Origin of the sequence: Streptomyces sp. NPDC056480 (genome assembly GCF_042795405.1) — a bacterium.
Taxonomy (GTDB): domain Bacteria; phylum Actinomycetota; class Actinomycetes; order Streptomycetales; family Streptomycetaceae; genus Streptomyces.
On sequence record NZ_JBHTSA010000002.1, the window covers coordinates 71,668 to 90,356 of the forward strand.

17 protein-coding genes are annotated in these 18,689 nt (G+C 74.0%); 10 read left to right on the top strand and 7 right to left on the bottom strand.

Going from position 1 to position 18,689, the window contains the following annotated elements; translation table 11 throughout:
• Nucleotides 1–50 precede the first annotated feature (50 nt).
• Both ACFQ79_RS01840 and ACFQ79_RS01845 read right to left on the bottom strand, forming a co-directional pair.
• A complete protein-coding gene (locus tag ACFQ79_RS01840) occupies nt 51–1,391 on the bottom strand; it encodes a carboxyl transferase domain-containing protein (RefSeq protein WP_383578850.1) in 1,341 nt (446 codons plus the stop codon).
• Nucleotides 1,392–1,586: 195 nt separating this feature from the next.
• Nucleotides 1,587–2,045 (bottom strand): Crp/Fnr family transcriptional regulator, encoded by a 459-nt coding sequence (locus tag ACFQ79_RS01845; protein WP_383578851.1) that lies wholly within the window; start codon nt 2,043–2,045, stop codon nt 1,587–1,589.
• Between the two features lie 271 nt (nt 2,046–2,316).
• On the opposite strand from ACFQ79_RS01845, the gene ACFQ79_RS01850 reads away from it, so the two are divergent.
• The 5 genes from ACFQ79_RS01850 (at nt 2,317) to ACFQ79_RS01870 (ending at nt 6,427) form a co-directional block, all read left to right on the top strand.
• On the top strand, nt 2,317–3,012 hold the full coding sequence (locus ACFQ79_RS01850; protein WP_383578852.1) for an alpha/beta hydrolase: 696 nt from the start codon (nt 2,317–2,319) through the stop codon (nt 3,010–3,012).
• A 165-nt stretch (nt 3,013–3,177) separates the two neighbouring features.
• Entirely contained in the window at nt 3,178–3,948 is a 771-nt protein-coding gene (locus tag ACFQ79_RS01855) for an amino acid ABC transporter ATP-binding protein (protein ID WP_383578853.1), read from the top strand.
• A 34-nt stretch (nt 3,949–3,982) separates the two neighbouring features.
• Entirely contained in the window at nt 3,983–4,840 is an 858-nt protein-coding gene (locus tag ACFQ79_RS01860; protein WP_383578854.1) for a glutamate ABC transporter substrate-binding protein, read from the top strand.
• Nucleotides 4,841–4,850: 10 nt separating this feature from the next.
• Nucleotides 4,851–5,516, top strand: a complete 666-nt coding sequence (locus ACFQ79_RS01865) for an amino acid ABC transporter permease (RefSeq protein ID WP_073904776.1) — start codon at nt 4,851–4,853, stop codon at nt 5,514–5,516.
• Entirely contained in the window at nt 5,513–6,427 is a 915-nt protein-coding gene (locus tag ACFQ79_RS01870) for an amino acid ABC transporter permease (protein ID WP_383578855.1), read from the top strand. Before ACFQ79_RS01865 ends, ACFQ79_RS01870 begins: the two co-directional genes overlap by 4 nt.
• Nucleotides 6,428–6,531: 104 nt before the next feature.
• Here ACFQ79_RS01870 and ACFQ79_RS01875 read toward each other — a convergent pair whose 3' ends face one another.
• Entirely contained in the window at nt 6,532–7,287 is a 756-nt protein-coding gene (locus ACFQ79_RS01875) for an anti-sigma factor domain-containing protein (protein WP_383578856.1), read from the bottom strand.
• Entirely contained in the window at nt 7,284–7,868 is a 585-nt protein-coding gene (locus ACFQ79_RS01880) for a sigma-70 family RNA polymerase sigma factor (protein ID WP_383578857.1), read from the bottom strand. The genes ACFQ79_RS01875 and ACFQ79_RS01880 overlap by 4 nt, the downstream gene beginning before the upstream one ends.
• 221 nt (nt 7,869–8,089) lie before the next feature.
• Between ACFQ79_RS01880 and ACFQ79_RS01885 the strand changes: the two genes are divergently transcribed.
• Nucleotides 8,090–8,713: a fasciclin domain-containing protein gene (locus ACFQ79_RS01885; protein ID WP_383578858.1), complete on the top strand. Its 624-nt coding sequence runs from the start codon at nt 8,090–8,092 to the stop codon at nt 8,711–8,713.
• On the opposite strand, the gene ACFQ79_RS01890 is transcribed toward ACFQ79_RS01885, so the two are convergent.
• Entirely contained in the window at nt 8,706–10,835 is a 2,130-nt protein-coding gene (locus ACFQ79_RS01890) for an MMPL family transporter (protein WP_383578859.1), read from the bottom strand. The genes ACFQ79_RS01885 and ACFQ79_RS01890 overlap by 8 nt on opposite strands.
• 290 nt (nt 10,836–11,125) lie before the next feature.
• Nucleotides 11,126–11,620 (bottom strand): MarR family winged helix-turn-helix transcriptional regulator, encoded by a 495-nt coding sequence (locus ACFQ79_RS01895; RefSeq protein WP_383578860.1) that lies wholly within the window; start codon nt 11,618–11,620, stop codon nt 11,126–11,128.
• Nucleotides 11,621–11,751: 131 nt separating this feature from the next.
• On the opposite strand from ACFQ79_RS01895, the gene ACFQ79_RS01900 reads away from it, so the two are divergent.
• Nucleotides 11,752–13,446, top strand: coding sequence for an SDR family oxidoreductase (locus ACFQ79_RS01900; RefSeq protein ID WP_383578861.1), 1,695 nt, complete (start codon nt 11,752–11,754; stop codon nt 13,444–13,446).
• Nucleotides 13,447–13,529: 83 nt separating this feature from the next.
• Entirely contained in the window at nt 13,530–14,903 is a 1,374-nt protein-coding gene (locus tag ACFQ79_RS01905) for a cryptochrome/photolyase family protein (RefSeq protein ID WP_383578862.1), read from the top strand.
• Between the two features lie 260 nt (nt 14,904–15,163).
• Here the strand turns inward: ACFQ79_RS01905 and ACFQ79_RS01910 are convergent, their stop codons facing one another.
• A complete protein-coding gene (locus ACFQ79_RS01910) occupies nt 15,164–16,153 on the bottom strand; it encodes a MerR family transcriptional regulator (RefSeq protein ID WP_383578863.1) in 990 nt (329 codons plus the stop codon).
• 133 nt (nt 16,154–16,286) lie between these two features.
• Here ACFQ79_RS01910 and ACFQ79_RS01915 point away from each other — a divergent pair, with 133 nt between their 5' ends.
• Nucleotides 16,287–16,919 (top strand): sigma-70 family RNA polymerase sigma factor, encoded by a 633-nt coding sequence (locus ACFQ79_RS01915; protein WP_383578864.1) that lies wholly within the window; start codon nt 16,287–16,289, stop codon nt 16,917–16,919.
• A 91-nt stretch (nt 16,920–17,010) separates the two neighbouring features.
• Nucleotides 17,011–18,669 (top strand): molybdopterin-dependent oxidoreductase, encoded by a 1,659-nt coding sequence (locus tag ACFQ79_RS01920; RefSeq protein WP_383578865.1) that lies wholly within the window; start codon nt 17,011–17,013, stop codon nt 18,667–18,669.
• Nucleotides 18,670–18,689: the final 20 nt, after the last annotated feature.

The window sequence follows — 18,689 nt, forward strand, 5'->3', positions numbered from 1 at the left end:
GGCGGGGTGCGGGTGCCGGGGCCTGGCGTCCCCGCACCGCGTGGCGGGCCTCAGCCCTCCACGATGCCCCGCACAACGCCCAGGTCCAGGAGGTCCCGTGGGCGCAGGCGGAGTTGGTCCGCCGTCGCGGCGGAATCCTCCGGCGGGCGCTTGAGGATCGACGCGGCCGCCTCCGGGGCGATCACCGAGAAGTAGCTGTCGGGGGTGGCCCAGAGGTTGCCGGGGGCCGCGAGGGCGAGGGCGCCGCCCGAGCCGCCCTCGCCGATGAGGAGCGAGGTGACGGGGACGCCCGCGGTGGCGACGGCGGCGAACAGGTCGGCGATCGCCGGGCCCGCGCCCGCGCGTTCCGCCTCCGGGCCGTTGGCCGCCCCCGGTGTGTCGATGAGGGTGAGGACCGGGATCCCCAGCCGGTCGGCGAGCCGTACGAGCCGGGCGGCCGTACGGAAACCGGCGGGGCGGGTCGCGGTCCCGCACTGGGCCGCGTACGCCACCGTACGGCCGTCGGGGAGCCGTCCGAAGCCGCATCGCATCCCCGGGTCCACACCCCCGGCGCGGTCGCCCGAGATCTCCTCACGCACGGAGAAGTGAGCGTCGAGGTACGCGGCCGCCCGGGGCCGCTCCGGGTGCCGCGCCCGGGCCACCGCCTCCCGGCCGCTCGCGGCGGGCGGCGCGCCCGGGGCGCCGAGCGCGCGCGGCGGCGCCGCCGGACCCTCGGCGGGACGGGTGAGCAGGGAGAGCCAGCGCCCCAGGGTGCCACGGAGCGCGTCGGGCGCCACGATCGCGTCGATGTGGCCGTGTGCGAGCTGTGCCTCCGCGGTGTACGCGCCGGGATCCGCGTCCGGTGGACGGACCCGGGAGCCGGCGAAACCGACCTGGGCTCCCGGCAGCGCGAGCACCACATCCGATCCGGCGCCGAGCGTGGCCCAGCCGCCGCCCGTCGTCGGGTCCCGGAGGACGGCGATCTGCGCCAGCCCGGCGGCGCGGGTGCGGGCCGACTCGCCCGCAAGGAGCTGGAGTTGCAGCAGGGCGCGCATGCCCTCGTGCATCCGGCTGCCGCCGGTCGCCGGCAGCACGACCACGGGCAGCCGTCGCGCGCGGGCCTGCGCGTGGGCCGCGGCGACGCGCGCACCCGTCCGCTCCCCGAGGGAGCCGCCGAGGAACCCGAACTCGAAGGAGATCAGGACCGCCCGCACCCCGCCGATCCCACCCGTCCCGCAGATCACCGACTCGGTCTCGCCGGTACGGGCGGAGGCGCGCGCGTGCGCGGCCGAGTAGCCGGGCCATCCCAGCGGTCCGTCTCCCGGCAAGGGCCCCTCGGCGAAGGGGAATTCGGTGAAGTCGTCGCCGGCGACGAGGGCGATCGCCTCGCGTGCGGTCGTCGGGTCGCTCATCCGGACCTCGCAGCTCGTCGACGGAGTGTGGGGGAGGGCCCGTCCGCCCCGCGGCGGCCGCGGGGGACCGGGCCCGCCGGTGCACCGCCACCGTAGCGTCCGGTGCTCCGACGGTCCGGGCCCGCCCCCCTGCTCTCCGCCTTGGACGGGCCGCGTTCCCGCGGTCCCTCCCGGCTCCGCCGTCCCGGCGGGCTCTCAGGCCAGGATGCCGCTCCCGTGCGGCGCGTACAGGTCGAGGAGCCGGACCCTGGTCACCTGGAGGCGGTGGGCCAGGATCGCGCCCACCCAGAACATGACCGAGGCGCCGAACTCGGCGTCCGAGCGGCACATCGAGCGCACGGCGGGGGCGTCGAACTCCTGCGCCCGGACGGGGGTCATCGCCTCCGCCCCCGACTGGCACAGATACGGCGGGAACAGCCACGACAGGCCCACCAGCTCACCGTGGTGCAGGGTCTCGATCACCGGCGCCCCGCGCCCCGGCACCTTGGCGTCGAGCGTCACCGCGCCCGTCTTCACGATCCAGAACCGGTCGGCGTGCTGTTGCTCCTCGAACAGCCGGTGACCGGACTCGAAGTACACGTCCTCGGCGAAGGCCATCAGGCGTTCCCGGTGCTCCGGCGGCAACGTGCTGGCCTTGGGTGCGGCACTGCTCATGGCGGTCCCTCCTCACGCACTCGGCTCCCACCCCCAGTGTCCGCCAGCCCGCCCCCACGCGCGCGTACGCCGGGCACATGCCCGCCGCGCCCCGCCCGTACGGCCTCCCACGCGGGCTCAGGACGGGGCACCCGGTGCTCCGAACGGCACGTGCCCGCGCCTGCCCCGGCCTGACGTGCGGGCCCACCGCCGCTCCCGTAGCGTGACGGCGGGGGTACGGGGCGGGAGCAGGGGCGGGGTCCATGTCCTCTCGCAGATCGGTACGGAACCCATGGCAGACAAGCCCGCGATCGTCCTCGTCCACGGTTTCTGGGGCGGCGCCGCCCACTGGGCCAAGGTGATCACCGAACTCCACCGCCGCGGCCACGACCGGCTGCACGCCGTCGAGAACCCGCTCACCTCGCTCGCCGACGACGCCGAGCGCACCCGGAAGATGGTCCGGCAGGTCGACGGCCCCGTCCTGCTCGTCGGCCACTCCTACGGCGGCGCCGTCATCACCGAGGCGGGCGACCTGCCGAACGTGACCGGTCTGGTCTACATCGCGGCCTTCGCCCCGGACGCCGGTGAGAGCCCCGGCCAGATCAGCCAGGAGAAGCCGCCCGCCGCCTTCGAGAACATCGCCCCCGACTCCGACGGCTACCTCTGGATCAAGCAGGACAAGTTCCACGACAGCTTCGCCCAGGACCTGACCCAGGAAGACGCCCTGGTCATGGCCGTCACGCAGAAGGCTCCGCTCGCCTCCACCTTCGGCGACAACGTCACCGCCCCGGCCTGGCGGGCCAAGCCGACGTACTACCAGGTCTCCACCGACGACCGCATGATCCACCCCGACAACGAGCGCCGCATGGCCGCGCGGATGAACCCGCGCAAGACCGTCGAGCTCGGCGCGAGCCACGCCTCGCTCGCCTCCCGGCCGGTCGAGGTCTGCGACCTGATCGAGCTGGCCGTGCGCGAGACCTCCTCCTGACGGCACCGCCGCCACGTGGCCCCCTGCCCCGCCCGGGCAGGGGGCCACGTCTCGGCGTGCCCGCTCACTCTCCGTGCACCCCCTCCGGAGTGCGGGGGCCGGGTGGAGGGCGGAGCATGAACGTGAGAAGGAGCGGCAAGCGGGGGCGTGAGCCAGGAGGGTGACATGCCCGTCCCGGAAGGTGGCGTCCCGGAGGGAGGCGGCGAGCTCGTCGTGCTCCGCGGGGTCGACAAGCACTTCGGCACCCTGCACGTCCTCCAGTCCATCGACCTCACGATCCACCGCGGCGAGGTCGTGGTCGTCATCGGACCGTCGGGATCGGGGAAGTCGACGCTCTGCCGCGCCATCAACCGCCTGGAGACCATCGACGACGGAGAGATCGTCATCGACGGACGCCCCCTGCCGGCCGAAGGGCGTGAACTCGCGGCCCTCCGCGCCGACGTCGGCATGGTCTTCCAGTCCTTCAACCTCTTCGCGCACAAGACGGTGCTCGACAACGTCACCCTGGGGCAGATCAAGGTCCGCAAGAAGGACCGGAAGACCGCCGAGCAGCGCGCCCGCGCCCTGCTCGACCGGGTCGGGGTCGCCTCGCAGGCGGACAAGTACCCCGCACAGCTCTCCGGCGGCCAGCAGCAGCGCGTGGCGATCGCCCGCGCCCTCGCCATGGATCCGAAGGTGATGCTCTTCGACGAGCCGACCTCCGCGCTCGACCCCGAGATGATCAACGAGGTCCTGGAGGTCATGCAGCAACTCGCCCGGGACGGCATGACGATGGTGGTCGTCACCCACGAGATGGGCTTCGCCCGTTCCGCCGCCAACCGTGTCGTCTTCATGTCGGACGGACGGATCGTCGAGGAGACGACCCCGGACGAGTTCTTCAACAATCCGCGCAGCGACCGGGCCAAGGACTTCCTGTCCAAGATCCTCCACCACTGAGCCGCGGCCGTCGCCCGACCAGCAGCCCCCAGGGGTGATCCACATGAACCCGATCAGGACCGGCAGGGCCACCGTCGCCGTCGCCGCGGCCGTCGTCCTCTCCTTCACCTCCGCAGGATTCGCGAACGGCGCGACCGGTGCCGTGCCACGCGACCACGGTGGCGACGAGATCACCGTCGGCATCAAGTACGACCAGCCCGGGATCGGCCTGAAGACCCCGGACGGCACCTACACCGGCTTCGACGTCGACGTCGCCACGTACATCGCCAAGGAGCTCGGCCACGACCCGTCCGACATCGTCTGGAAGGAGGCCAAGAGCGCCGACCGGGAGACGCTGCTCCAGCGCGGCGACGTGGACTTCATCGCGGCCTCGTACTCGATCAACGACGAGCGGGCGAAGAAGGTCGACTTCGCCGGTCCCTACCTCCTGGCCCACCAGGACGTCCTGATCCGCGCCGACGACGACTCCATCACCAAGCCGTCCGACCTGAACAACAAGAAGCTCTGCTCGGTCACCGGCTCGACGTCCGCACAGAACGTGAAGGACGAGATCGCCCCCGACGCCCAGCTCCAGGAGTACGGCGGCTACTCCGAGTGCCTGACCGGTCTGGAGAACGGTGTCATCGACGCCGTCACCACCGACGACTCGATCCTCGCCGGGTACGCGTCGCAGGACGAGTTCAAGGACAAGTTCAAGCTCGGCGGCTTCAAGATGAGCAACGAGAACTACGGCATCGGCGTCCAGAAGGGCAGCGAGCTCAAGGCGAAGATCAACACCGCCCTCGAGAAGATGGTCGCCGACGGTTCCTGGGACGCGGCGGTGAAGAAGAACTTCGGCCCCGCGAACTACCAGAACGAACCCGCCCCCGAGATCGGCGTCATCGTGAAGTGAGCGGGCCGTCGTGTTCGACTTCCTCCAGGGGTACGACCTGCTCGGAGCCTTCTGGGTGACGGTGCAGCTCACCGTCTACTCGGCGATCGGCTCCCTCGTCTGGGGGACGCTGCTGGCGGCGATGCGCGTCAGCCCCGTCCCCCTCATGCGGGGCTTCGGCACCGTCTACGTCAACATCGTCCGCAACATCCCCCTCACCGTCATCATCGTCTTCACCTCGCTCGGCCTCTTCCAGACCCTCGGCGTCAGCATGGGCGCCGACCGGTTCACCACGATCAACTTCCGGCTCGCCGTCCTCGGCCTCACCGCCTACACCAGCGCCTTCGTCTGCGAGGCGCTGCGTTCCGGCATCAACACCGTCCCCCTCGGCCAGGTCGAGGCCGCCCGCGCCATCGGACTCAGCTTCCCCCAGGTCCTGCGCATCGTCGTGCTCCCGCAGGCCTTCCGCTCCGTCGTCGGCCCCCTCGCCAACGTCCTCATCGCCCTCACCAAGAACACCACCGTGGCCGCCGCCATCGGCGTCGCCGAAGCCGCCCTGCTGATGCGGGAGATGATCGAGAACGAGGCCCAGCTCATCCTCATCTCCGCGATCTTCGCCGTCGGCTTCATCTGCCTGACCCTGCCCACCGGCCTGTTCCTCGGCTGGGTGGCCAAGAAGGTGGCGGTGAAACGGTGAAGACCAAGCCCACCGTCCTCTACGACGTCCCCGGCCCCCGCGCCCGGCGCCGCAACCTCCTCTGGACGCTGCTGTTCCTGCTGGCGCTCGCCGCCGTCGTCTGGTGGGTCGTGGCGAGCCTCGCCGCCAAGAACCAGCTCGAATGGGCCAAGTGGGCGCCCTTCTTCACCGATGCCCGCATCTGGGAGACGTACATCCTGCCCGCCCTGAAGAACACCGTGATCGCCGCAGCGCTCGCCATGGTGATCGCGCTGCCGCTCGGCGCCCTCCTCGGCATCTCGCGGCTCTCCGACCACCGCCTCGTGCGCGGCGCGGCCGGCACCGGCGTCGAGTTCTTCCGGGCCATCCCCGTCCTGATCCTCATGCTCTTCGCCAACGCCGCGTACTCCGAGTTCACCGACGTCAGCCCGGACATCCGCCCGATGTACGCCGTCGTCACCGGCCTCGTCCTCTACAACGCCTCCGTACTCGCGGAGGTCGTCCGGGCCGGCATCCTCGCCCTCCCCGCGGGTCAGACCGACGCGGCGAAGGCCATCGGCATGCGCAAGGGCCAGACCATGACGTACGTGCTCCTCCCGCAGTCGGTCACGGCCATGCTGCCCGCGCTCGTCAGCCAGCTCGTCGTCATCGTCAAGGACACCGCGCTCGGCGGCGCGATGCTCGGCTTCTCCGAACTCCTCGCCTCCGTCCGCCCGATGAGCGCCAACTACGGAGCGAACACGATCGCCTGCTTCACCGTCGTCGCCGTGATCTTCGTCGTCCTCAACTTCGCGCTCACCACCTTCGCCTCCTGGCTCGAGGGCCGGCTGCGGCGCGGCAAGAGGTCCACGGGCGCGGTCGTCGGAGCGGACGCGGTGGAGGAACTGGCCACACCCGGCGAACACGCGGGCCCGACCGACGCGGCCAAGTGAAGCCCCGGGCGGGGCAGGGCGGGGCGGATCGGGGCGGGCCGGGCCGAGCGGATCGGGGTGGATCGGGCACGCGCGCGCGTGCTTCCACGCGCGCGTGCCCCCGGTCAGGCCCCGGGGAGGGCGAGCAGTGCCACCGGCGCGGAGGTCGGACTCGGCGAGCCGCCGGCCGGTTCGACGGTGACCCCCACCCCGGAGGCCCGGTTCACGGGACCGTCGAGGAGGGTCGCCTCCGCGGTGGCTCCCGGGTCCATCAGCCCCGCGGACCGCATGGTGCCCCCGTCGTCGTACCAGAGCTGGTAGACCTTGCCGGCCGGTGGCGGCGCCATGCCCGAGGCGGCGAACACCGCCCGGTCGAGCGAGGCCGAGACGACGACCGTGCCCACGGCGCCGCCTTCGAGCCGGCTGGTGGAGACCCGGGCGTCCGGGGCCGCGAGGACCTCGGCCACGGCGTCGTTCGCCGCCTGTGCGCGGGCCGTCTCCTGCCGGGCGTCCTCGGCCAGCCCGTGCTGCCAGACCGCGACCCCGCCGAGTCCGGCCGCCCCGGCGAGACAGGCCGCCAGGGCCCAGTGCGACCACCGGGGCATCCCGCGCCGGCCGCGCGGGGTCCGCGCCGCCCTCGTCGTGGCCGGCGGCTCCTGGCGTACGGTCGCGATCCGCTCCAGGACGCCCGTCCGCAGCGTGGCGGGCGGTGTCACCGCGACGGCGAGACCGAGCCGGACGACGGTCTCGGAGAACTCCCGGACCTCCTCGGCGCAGGACGGACACGCCGCCAGATGACGCCGTACGGCCACCTGCTCCTCGGGGTCCAGCGCGTCGAGCGCGTACGCGCCGGTCATCGTGTGCGGATCCACGGCGTTCACACGCCCACCCCCAGACAGTCCCGGAGCCGGATGAGCCCGTCGCGCATCCGCGCCTTGACGGTGCCCAGCGGCACGGCCAGCAGTTCCGCGACCTCCCGATAGGTGAGGCCCCGGTAGTACGCCAGGTTCACCGACTGGCGCTGCAGCTCGGTGAGGCCCCGCAGGCAGCGCCGGACCTGCTCCCGCTCCAGCCGGCCCTCCACCTGCTCCACCACCTCGTCGTAGGCGGCCGTGTGTTCCAGCAGGGCCACCCGCTTCTCCCGGTTCGACGCCGCCTGCTCGGACCGCACCCGGTCGACCGCCCTGCGGTGCGCCAGCGTCATGACCCAGGCCAGGACCGACCCCCGGGCGGGCTCGTAGCGGGCCGCGGTCCGCCACACCTCGATCAGCACCTCCTGGGCGACCTCCTCCGACTGGGCGGGGTCCCGCAGCACGGTGCGGACCAGGCCGAGAACCGGCCCGGACACCGCCTCGAAGACGGCCGTGAAGGCCTGCTGGTCGCCGAGCGCCACGCGCCCCATCAGCTCGGGAAGGTCCGGAGCCGCGGGTCGGACGTCGCCGATCCACACGTTCTCTCTCACCGGCGGTCTCCTCCAGGAATCACTCGCGTACAGGAGCTGTTCGGAGCCGGCGCCCCGGTGGACGGGTCGTGCCGGAGGCTTTTCCGCACAGCTCCGCGGCCGAGGCGCGGCAGCCGATCCTCATCACTCATTCGGGTGAGGTGAGCCATCCGGACGCAGCCGCGCACCGAATGACTGGTGACGGGCCCCCGACCGGTGGACCCGAAGCCCCAGGAGTGATCATGAACACCCAGACCTTCCGCCGCGCCTCCGTCGCCGTGACCGCCGCCGTGCTGCTGCCGCTGGGCCTGACCGCCTGTTCGGCCGAGGCGAGCGGTGACGGAGCGGCGGCCCCCGCCGCGGCCTCGACGACGGCGACCGCCATGACGGCCGACGGCCCCTTCGGCCCCGGGTGCGCGTCGGTGCCGAAGGACGGCGCCGGTTCCTTCGACGGCATGGCCAAGGACCCGGTCGCCACGGCCGCCTCGAACAACCCCGAGCTGTCGACGCTGGTCACCGCCGTCAAGCAGGCGGGTCTCGTCGACACGCTGAACAACGCCGAGAACATCACGGTGTTCGCGCCGACCAACGCCGCCTTCGCCAAGATCCCGAAGGCCGATCTGGACAAGGTCCTCGCCGACAAGGCGATGCTGACGGACATCCTCACGTACCACGTCGTGGGCCAGAAGCTGACCCCGAAGCAGCTGGAGAACGGCTCCTTCGAGACCCTCCAGAAGAGCAGGCTGACCACCCAGGGCTCCGGCGAGTCCTTCACGGTCAACGAGTCCGCGAAGGTGGTCTGCGGCAACGTCCCCACCGCCAACGCCACCGTCTACATCATCGACACGGTGCTGATGCCTAAGTAGCGGAGGCGCTCTTCCCCGGGTCACCGCCCTCCGGCCCCGTCGCCTCCCGGCTGAGCCTGCCGGGCCACCACGCGACGGGGCCGAGGTCCCGTACGAGGGCGGGAACCAGCAGCGAGCGGACGACGAGCGTGTCCAGGAGGACGCCGAACGCGACGATGAACGCGATCTGCACGAGGAAGGCGAGCGGGATGACGCCCAGCGCCGCGAACGTGGCGGCCAGCACCACACCGGCGGAGGTGATGACACCGCCGGTCGCGGTCAGCCCGCGCAGAACGCCCTCGCGGACCCCGTGCCGCAGCGACTCCTCCCGCACCCGGGACATCAGGAAGATGTTGTAGTCCACGCCGAGCGCGACCAGGAACACGAACCCGTAGAGCGGGACCGAGGAGTCCGTGCCGCTGAAGCCGAAGACGTACCGGAAGACCAGGGCCGAGACCCCGAGGGTGGCGAAGAAGTTCAGAGCCACCGTGGCCACGAGCAGCAGCGGCATCAGGAGGGAGCGGAGAAGGCCCACGAGGATGGCCAGGATGACGGCGAGCACCACCGGCACGATCAGCATCCGGTCGCGCTCGGCGGTCCGCTGGGTGTCGTACCGCTGCGCGGTGTAGCCGCCGACGAGGGCGTCCGCACCCGGCACCGCGTGCACGGACGCGCGGAGCCGGGCGACCGCCTCCGAGGCCGCGTCGCTGTCCGCGGCGTCGGTCAGGGTGACGTCGATCCGGACCCGTCCGTCGACGACCAGCGGCGCTCCCGCCCCGGGCCGGCCCGAGGCGGTGACGGCCGCGGCCGAGTCCACTCCCTCGACCCGTTCGGCGGCCGAGGTCACCCGGGCCGCCGAGGCGGCGTCGGCGATCACGATCGCCGGGTTGCCGGCCCCGCCGGGAAAGTGCCGGCCGAGCGCCTCCTGCGCGGCGACGGAGGGGGCGTCGTTGACGAAGATCTCGTCGAGCGGAACCCCCTTGGACTCCAGGACCGGGGCGAAGGCGGCGCAGGCGAGCAGCCCGGCGAGCGTCGCCGCCCACACCTTGCGGGGAGCGCGGTCGACCAGCGCGGCCACGCGGCGCCAGATCCCGTGGCCGCCGCCCTCGGACTCGGCCGGGCGGGGCCGGGAGGGCCAGTACGCCGCCCGGCCGAGCAGGACCAGGACGGCGGGCAGGAAGGTCAGCGTGCTCAGCACGGCGCAGACGATGCCGATGGCGCCCACCGGGCCGAGGGCCCGGTTGTTCGTCAGATCGCTGAACAGCAGGGCGAGCAGGGCGAGTGCCACGGTGGCCGCGCTGGCCGTGATGGGACCGGCGGACTGACGCAGTGCCGCGCGCATGGCCGGGACACGCTCGCCGTCGTGGCGGGCGAGTTCCTCGCGGTAGCGGGCGGCGAGGAGCAGGGCGTAGTCGGTGGCGGCGCCGATGACCAGGATCGACAGGATGCCCTGGACCTGTCCGTCGACCCGGACGAGGTCGTGGTCGGCGAGCACGTACACCACGGCGCAGGCCAGGGCGAGCGCGAGCACCGCGCCGACGATGATGATCAGCGGCAGCAGCACGCTGCGGTACACGAGCAGCAGGATGAGCAGCACCGTGACCAGGGCGACCGCGAGCAGCAGTCCGTCGATGCCGGCGAAGGCGTCCGACAGGTCGGCCTGCGTGGCGGCGGGCCCGGCGAGCCACACGGTCGTCCCGGGCACGGCGGAGGCCGCCCGGTCGATCTCCGCGAGGGTGGGCGCGAGCTCCTCGCCGAGGTCGGGACGGAGCTGTACGACTCCGCGCAGTGCCTCCCCGTCCTCGGAGGGGAGGGCCGGGGTCGGGGTGCCGACGACCCCCGGCCGCCCGGTGAGCGTGGCCAGCGCGCGCGTGGCCGCGGACCGTGTCTCCGGACCGAGCGGCGCGCCGCCCGGCGAGGTCCAGACGACGAGCGCGGGGAGCGTCTCGTCCTGGCGGAAGGCCCGCTGGGCCTCGATCACCCGGGTGGACTCGGCGCTGCGGGGGAGGAAGGCGGCCTGGTCGTTGGTGGCCACCTCACCGAGCTTTCCCGCGTACGGGCCGAGCCCGCCGCCGACGGCGAGCCAGAGGACGAGCAGGACGAGGGGCAGCAGACGGGCGGCCCATCGTGCGGGGCGGGGCATGCGGACTCCAGGGCAGGGGTCTCTCGACACGGAGGAAGTGTCTCAAGGAGAAAGAATCTCAATGATTGAGAGAGATTGAAGCATGGACGGGCCGGGGGAGGGGGCAGGGGGTGCCCGGGGCTCGCCGAGAGGAGCGGCCGGCCGTACCCGACCGGGGCTGCTCGAGAGGCCGCGAGCCGGACGGCACCGGGGCCCAGCCTGGCAGGCGCGCGAGCCGTACGGCATCAGGGCTCGCCCGGACGCCGCGAGCCGAGCCGACCAGGGCCGCGCCGGGGGCGCGGACGGCCGGGTCAGCGGCGCGGGACGGACAGGTCGCCGAGTTCCTCGTTCAACGCGTCCAGGAAGCGCACGGCCGCGGCCAGCTCCTCCGCGTCGAAGCGCAGCCGGGCCCGCTCCGCGGCCTGCGCCAACGGCATGAAGTAGCTGCGGGCGGCGGCCTTCGCCCCCTCCACGTAGTGCACGTGGACGACCCTGCGATCGGCGCTCTCCCGGGAGCGGCGGATGTGCCCGGCCCGTTCGAGCCGGTCCAGGCAGGCCGTGACCGCCCCCGAGGTCAGCCCCAGGTGCTCCCTCAGACGGCCGGGCGTCAGCGGCTCCGGGCTGTCCAGGACGACCGAGAGCGCCTGCACGTCCGTGGGATGCAGTCCCTGCGCGAGCGCGAAACCATGGACCAGTCGATTGATCTCACCGTTCGTCCGCCGCAGCGCGCGGGCGAAACTCTGCGCATCACCCGGCACACGCGAGGGCGCGGTCCCACCGGTATCGGGTTCCTCTGTACTGGCCACACGATCAGCCTATAGAAACCGGCCGGTGCATCCGCGGCGGCCGCCCCTCCGGAAGAGGATCAGGAGGAAGCCGAGGCCCCCGGCCGGTGAGGGAGCGCGGCACCCCCTGGACAGCGGAACGGAGCAGATCCATGAGCGACGCGTCAGGGCACGAGACCCCGGGACCGCTGTGCCTGGTCACCGGTGCCAGCGGCTACATCGGCGGCCGCCTCGTCCCGGAACTCCTGGAGGCAGGTCTCCGGGTGCGGTGCCTGGCCCGTACCCCCGAGAAGCTGCGCGACCACCCGTGGGCCGGGGAGGTCGAGATCGTCCGGGGCGACGTCACCGACGCCGAGACCCTCGCCCCCGCCTTCCGCGACGTCGACGTCGCGTACTACCTGGTCCACGCCCTCGGCGCCGGGCGCGGCTTCGAACGCACCGACCGCACGGCGGCCCTGAACTTCGCCCGGACGGCCCGCGCCGCCGGCGTCGGCCGCATCGTCTACCTCGGCGGCCTCACCCCACGCGGCGTGCCCGACCGGGAGCTCTCCCCGCACCTGCGGTCCCGCGCCGAGGTGGGCCGCATCCTGCTCGAATCCGGGGTTCCCACCACGGTGCTCCGCGCCGCCGTCATCATCGGCTCCGGCTCGGCCTCGTTCGAGATGCTCCGCTACCTCACCGAACGCCTGCCCGTGATGGTCACCCCCAGCTGGGTCCGCACCCGGATCCAGCCGATCGCCGTCCGGGACGTCCTGCGCTACCTGGTCGGCAGCGCGCGGATGCCCGCGGAGGTCAGCCGGACCTTCGACATCGGCGGCCCCGACATCCTCACGTACCTCGGCATGATGCGCCGCTACGCCGCCGTCGCAGGACTGCCCCGGCGGCTCATCTTCCCCGTGCCGGTCCTCACCCCCCGGCTGTCCAGCCACTGGATCGGCCTCGTCACCCCCGTGCCCCGGTCCATCGCCCGCCCGCTGGCCGAGTCGCTCCGGTACGAGGTCGTCTGCGACGAGCACGACATCGCCGACTGGGTGCCGGACCCGCCCGGCGCCCCGCTCGCCTTCGAGCGGGCGCTCGCCCTCGCCCTCCAGCGGGTCCGCGAGGCGAGGACGACCACCCGCTGGTCCTCCGCGTCGGTGCCCGGTGCGCCGAGCGATCCCCTGCCCACCGACCCCGACTGGGCGGGCGGCAGCCTCTACACCGACGAGCGCGAACTCACCGTCGGCGCGTCACAACAGGCGCTGTGGCGGGTCGTCGAGGGCGTCGGCGGGGAGAACGGCTGGTACTCCTTCCCGCTCGCGTGGGCGGTCCGCGGCTGGCTCGACCGGCTCGTCGGAGGCGTCGGGCTGCGCCGGGGCCGCCGTGACGCCCTGCACCTGAGAGCCGGCGACTCGCTGGACTTCTGGCGGGTGGAGGAGATCGAACGGGGCCGGCTGCTGCGGCTGCGCGCCGAGATGAGGCTCCCCGGCCTCGCCTGGCTCGAGATGTACGCCGAGCGCGACGAGGGCGGGGAGACCCGCTACCGGCAGCGGGCCCTGTTCCACCCCCGCGGCCTGGCCGGGCACGCCTACTGGTGGAGCGTCGCGCCGTTCCACGCCGCGGTCTTCGGCGGCATGGCCCGCAACATCGCGCTCACGGCGGAGGCGAGCGAGGCGGACGGGACCGCCGGCCCGCCGCCGGCGTCCGACTCGTCGTCGGACGCGTCACCCGTGTCGGGCTCGTCGTCCGCTTCCGGCGCGTCACCCGTGTCGGGTCCGTCGTCCGCTTCCGTCGCGTCACCCCTGCCCGGCTCCTCGTCCGCTTCGGCCCCGCCACCCGCATCCGGCACGCCCCCGCGGGGCGAATGACCTCCGCACACCACGTCAGTACAGCGACCCACCGGGCCGGCGCCCCCCGAGCCGGTCGGTGAACCCATGCCAGGAGCGGTGCCATGAACGTCTCGGTCGTCCTCTTCACCTCGGACCTCCGTGTCCACGACCATCCGCCGCTGCGCGCCGCGCTGGGCCGGGGGAACGAGGTCGTCCCCCTGTTCGTACGGGATCCCGCCGTGGCCCGGGCGGGCCACGGGGCGCCGAACCGGGACGCGTTCCTCGCGGACTGCCTCGCCGCCCTCGACACCGGACTGCGCGAGCGCGGCGGCCGGCTCGTGGTGCGCTCGGGCGACCCCGTCGCCGAGGTGTGCGCGGTCGTGCGGGAGACCGACGCCGACGACGTCCACATGGCGGCCGGCTGCAGCGGATTCGCCAGGCGCCGTGAGGACCGGCTCCGCCGCGCCCTGGAGGCGGACGGGCGGCGCCTGTACGTCCACGACGCCGTCGTCACCGCGCTGCCCACGGGCGCCGTGACACCGGACGGCTCGGACCACTACGCGGTCTTCACCCCCTACTTCCGGCGCTGGTCGCGCGAGCGGCTGCGGGAGCCGCTCGCGGCGCCGCGGGTGGTCCGGACGCCCCGGGGAGTCCGCTCCGACGACCTTCCGGCCCGCACGGACGTCCCGACCGTCTCCGAGGGCCTCGCCCACGGCGGTGAGGAGGAGGGCCGGAAGCGGCTCGCCGCCTGGCTGGCGCGGGGTGTCGACGCGTACGAGGAAGGCCACGACGACCTCGCGGGCGACGCGACGTCCCGCCTCTCGCCGTACCTCCACTTCGGTGCCGTCTCGGCGACCGAGGCGGTCCACCGGGCCCGGTCGCGCGGCGGGGCGGGCGCCGAGGCGTTCGTGCGCCAGCTCTGCTGGCGCGACTTCCACCACCAGGTCCTCGCCGCGCGCCCCGACGCCGCGGCAGACGACTACCGCACCCGGCACGACCGCTGGCGGCGCGGGAAGGAGGCGGACGCCGAACTCCGGGCCTGGCGTGAGGGCCGTACCGGCTACCCCGTCGTCGACGCCGCGATGCGGCAGCTCGCCCACGAGGGCTGGATGCACAACCGGGGGCGGCTGCTCACCGCCTCGTTCCTGACCAAGACCCTGTACATCGACTGGCGCGAGGGAGCACGGCACTTCCTGGACCTGCTGGTCGACGGCGACGTCGCCAACAACCAGCTCAACTGGCAGTGGATGGCCGGCACGGGCACCGACAGCCGCCCCAACCGCGTGCTCAACCCGGTGATCCAGGGCAGGCGTTACGACCCGGACGGCGCGTACGTACGGCGATGGGTGCCGGAACTGGCCGGGCTCGAAGGCCCCGCCGTCCACGAGCCGTGGAAGCTGCCCGGGCTCGAACGGGCCCGGTACGACTACCCGGACCCGGTGGTCGAACTCGCCGACGGCCTCGCCCGCTTCCGGCACGCCCGGGGCCGGGACTAGGAGGCGCCTCGGGCCGGTCCGCCGGATCACGGCCGGGGCCGGGGCCACGGAGTGCCTTCGGCCCGTCCGCCGGATCACGCCCGGGGCCGGGACCAGGAGGTGCTTTGGACCCGTCCGCCGGATCACGGCCGGGTTCCGGGACCCGGGGGTGCCTTCGGCCCGTCCGGCGGATCGCGGCCGGGCCGCGCCGCGTCCGGCGGGCAGGCCCCGGCGGTCTCGGACCGGCGACGACCCCGGGGCGCCGGCCGGGTCGTGTCCGTTCAGGAGCCTCCCGAAGCGGTGGCGGCCCCCTCGCCGTCCCGCGCGGCGACGCACAGACCGCGCAGCAGGGACAGGGCCTCCCGCAGACCCGAGGGGCGCAGCATCCCCGGCCCGGGCGTCCGGCCCGCCCAGCCGGGGCCCGTGAGGAGGACCGCCGTCCGGGACCGGGCGCCCCTGACGCCCCACGCGGTGTCGGCGACGTGCCGCGCCAGGGGGTGGTCCGCCGTCGAGCGTGCCTGGGCCCACAGCGCGACCGCGGCGGGACCCGTCCTCCGTACCGCCTGGTCGAGCGCCTCCGGTGGCACGGCCGCCCCGAACATCAGGGTGGGGACGCCGAGTTCGGCCAGCCCCGCGGCGAGCGCCTCCAGCGGGAGGGTGTGCTGCTCGTGCGGCACGCAGGCCAGCAGGACCGGGGGAGTGCCCGCCTCCGAGGCCCTGGCGCGGCCCGCCGCGCCGACCCGCCGCAGCGCCGTCGACACGTGCCAGGACAGCAGGTGCTCCACCTCGACGTAGCGGTCCTCCGAGGTCTCCCACTTGCGGCCCACGGCGTGCAGGGCGGGCGCCAGCACCTCCTCCCACGCGGTGACCAGACCGTGCCGCGCGATCGCGGACTCCAGCAGCTCGTCCATGGCCTCCGAGTCCAGCCTGACGGCCGCGCGGCCCAGGCCCCGCAGCTCCCGCCGGACGTCGCCGAGGGCCGGTCCGCGCGCGGCGGGCCGGGCAGGCGCCTCCCCGGGGGCGGGCGCGGCCGGTGCGGCTCCGGCGCGGGCGGTACGGGCGGCCTCCGCCGGAGGGACGCCGGAGGCCGTCAGCCGGCACATCTCCTGGAGGACGGCGATGTCGTGCGGGCTCCACCGCCGGTGCCGGCCGCTCTCATGAGTGGCCGGGCCGATGCCGTAGCGCCGGTCCCAGGAGCGCAGGGTGGTGGGGGCCACCCCCAGGCGGCGCGCGACCGCGCCGCTGGTGAGACCCGGCGAGGGTTCCGTCATACGTCCCACGATACGACGCACAAGCGTTGCGAATGGTGCGGTCGCCGTGCCGGGACGGAGCCTTGGGGTGCCCCGTGAGGGGACCCCGCCCGCCGACCGGTCACCGCCGGTCCCGGCCTGAGGAGCAGCCGCCATGACCGCACCGAGCGTCGACGCCCGGCCCCCGCTCCGGAGCGAGCCGCGTCCCCTGTCCGACCGGGAGGTCGCCGACGGCTTCGTGAACGGCGACGAGCACTGTCTGGCCGTCGCCCACGCCCGGTGGTACGGCCTCGTGCACGCCCTCGCCGCCCGCACCCTCGGCGATGCCAGGGAGGCGGAGGACGTCGGCCAGCAGGTGTTCCTCGCGGCCTGGCGGGGCCGGGCCGGCTACCGGCCGGAGCGCGGCCCGTTCCCCGGCTGGCTCGTCGGCATCACCCGGCGGAAGATCGCCGACGCTCTCGCGGCGCGCACCCGGCGCCGGGACCTGGTGGCCGCGGTGGGTGAGCGGCTGTCCCCCGACGGCGTGTCCGTCCCGGACTCCGACCGGGTCGTCGAACGGATCGTGGTGACCGGCGAGCTGGCGAAGCTGCCCGCCGCGCAACGCGAGGTGCTCGCCATGGCCTTCTACGGGGACCTCACCCAGGTCCAGATCGCCGAGCGCACGGGAATGCCGCTCGGCACGGTGAAGAGCCACGCGCGGCGGGGCCTCGACCGGATGCGCCGTTCCCTGAGCGAGGCGCCGGCCGGAGGTGCGACCACCGCCGAGGCCGCCGCCGGTGCGGCCTGACACCGCCCCGCGGGCACCCGGAACCCCCGCCGCTGTCCACCTTCCAGGTGAATCGGCCCATCCCGAGCGCCGCAGATGCCGAATGAGGAGCATGACCCTCTCCGAACCCACGGGCGAGCCCACCCGCACGGACCGACTCCTCGCGGCCGTCGGCGGCGTGCTCGCCGGATACGTCTCCCTCGCCGTCGCGGACGTCGCCGCCTTCTGGGTGCGGCCCGAGGCGAGCCCCGTGGTCGCCGTCGGCGGCACCGTCGTCGACCGGACACCCGCGGCCGTCAAGGAGTGGGCGATCCGTGAGTTCGGCGAGAGCGACAAGGCGGTCCTCCAGCTCGGCATCCTGATCGTCCTCGGGCTCCTCGCCGTCGGGATCGGGCTCCTCGCGCTGCGCCACCGGCTGCTCGGCTCGGCGGCGGTCGGTGCCTTCGGCGTCCTCGGCGCCCTGGCGGCCGTCACCCGGCCCGACTCGGACTCCGCGCTCGACGCCGTGCCCTCCCTGGTGGGCGCCGCCGTCGGGGCGGCCCTCCTGTACGGCCTGATCGGGATCCTCGTCCGGAGGGCCGGGACGGGATCGCCGGCCGCCCGTGCGGACCGCCGCACCTTCCTGGTCGTCGCCGCCTCCGCCGGCCTGGCCGCGACCGGCGCCGCCGCCCTCGCCCGGGCGGTCGGCAGCCCCGTCGAGGAGAACGCCGCCGCCTCCCGCGCGGCCCTGCGCCTGCCCCGGCCCGCGTCCCCCGCCCCGGCCGTACCCGCCGGAGCCCAGCTCCGGGTCCCCGGCATCGGCCCCTTCATCACCCCGAACCGCGACTTCTACCGCGTCGACACCGCGCTCGTCGTCCCCCGGGTCGACGCCGACGAGTGGCGGCTGCGCGTCCACGGCATGGGCGTCCGCGAGGAGCTCACCGTCACCCTGCGGGAGCTCATGACGCGGCGGATCGTGGAGCGCGACATCACCCTCGCCTGCGTCTCGAACGAGGTCGGCGGCCCGTACGTCGGCAACGCCCGCTGGCTGGGCGTGTCCCTCGCCGACCTGCTGCGCGAGGCGGGCGTCCGGCCGCCCTCCGCGGGCGGCCCCGCCGACCAGCTGGTGGCCCGCTCCGTCGACGGCATGACCATCGGCACCCCGGTCGAGCAGGTCATGGACGGCCGAGACGCCCTCCTCGCCTTCGGCATGAACGGCGAACCCCTGCCCTTCACCCACGGCTTTCCCGTCCGCATGGTCGTCCCCGGCCTCTACGGGTACGTCTCCGCGTGCAAGTGGATCGAGTCGATCGAACTCACCACCTTCGCCGCCTACGACGCCTACTGGGTCCCGCGCGGCTGGGCCGCCCAGGCCCCCGTCAAGACCCAGTCCCGCATCGACACCCCCCGCGCCTTCGCCCGCCCCGCCGCAGGCACGGTCATGATCGCCGGGGTCGCCTGGGCCCAGCACCGGGGCATCCGCAGGGTCGAGGTACGGATCGACGACGGGCCCTGGCAGGAGGCCCGGCTCGCCGCCGAGGACAGCAGCGACACCTGGAGGCAGTGGGTGTACCCGTGGCAGGCGACCCCGGGCCGGCACACCCTCACCGTCCGCGCCACCGACGGCACCGGCGCCACCCAGCCCGAAGAACGCACCGACACCATGCCCGACGGCGCCCAGGGCCGGCACTCCGTCGTCGTGACGGTCGAGGGGGACAGCCGTCCCGCCCGAAGTGAAGGAGCCGTGACGGTCGAAGGGGGTAGCCGTGACGGTCGGGGTGCGGCATCGTGACGGTCGGGAGGGTGGCGCCG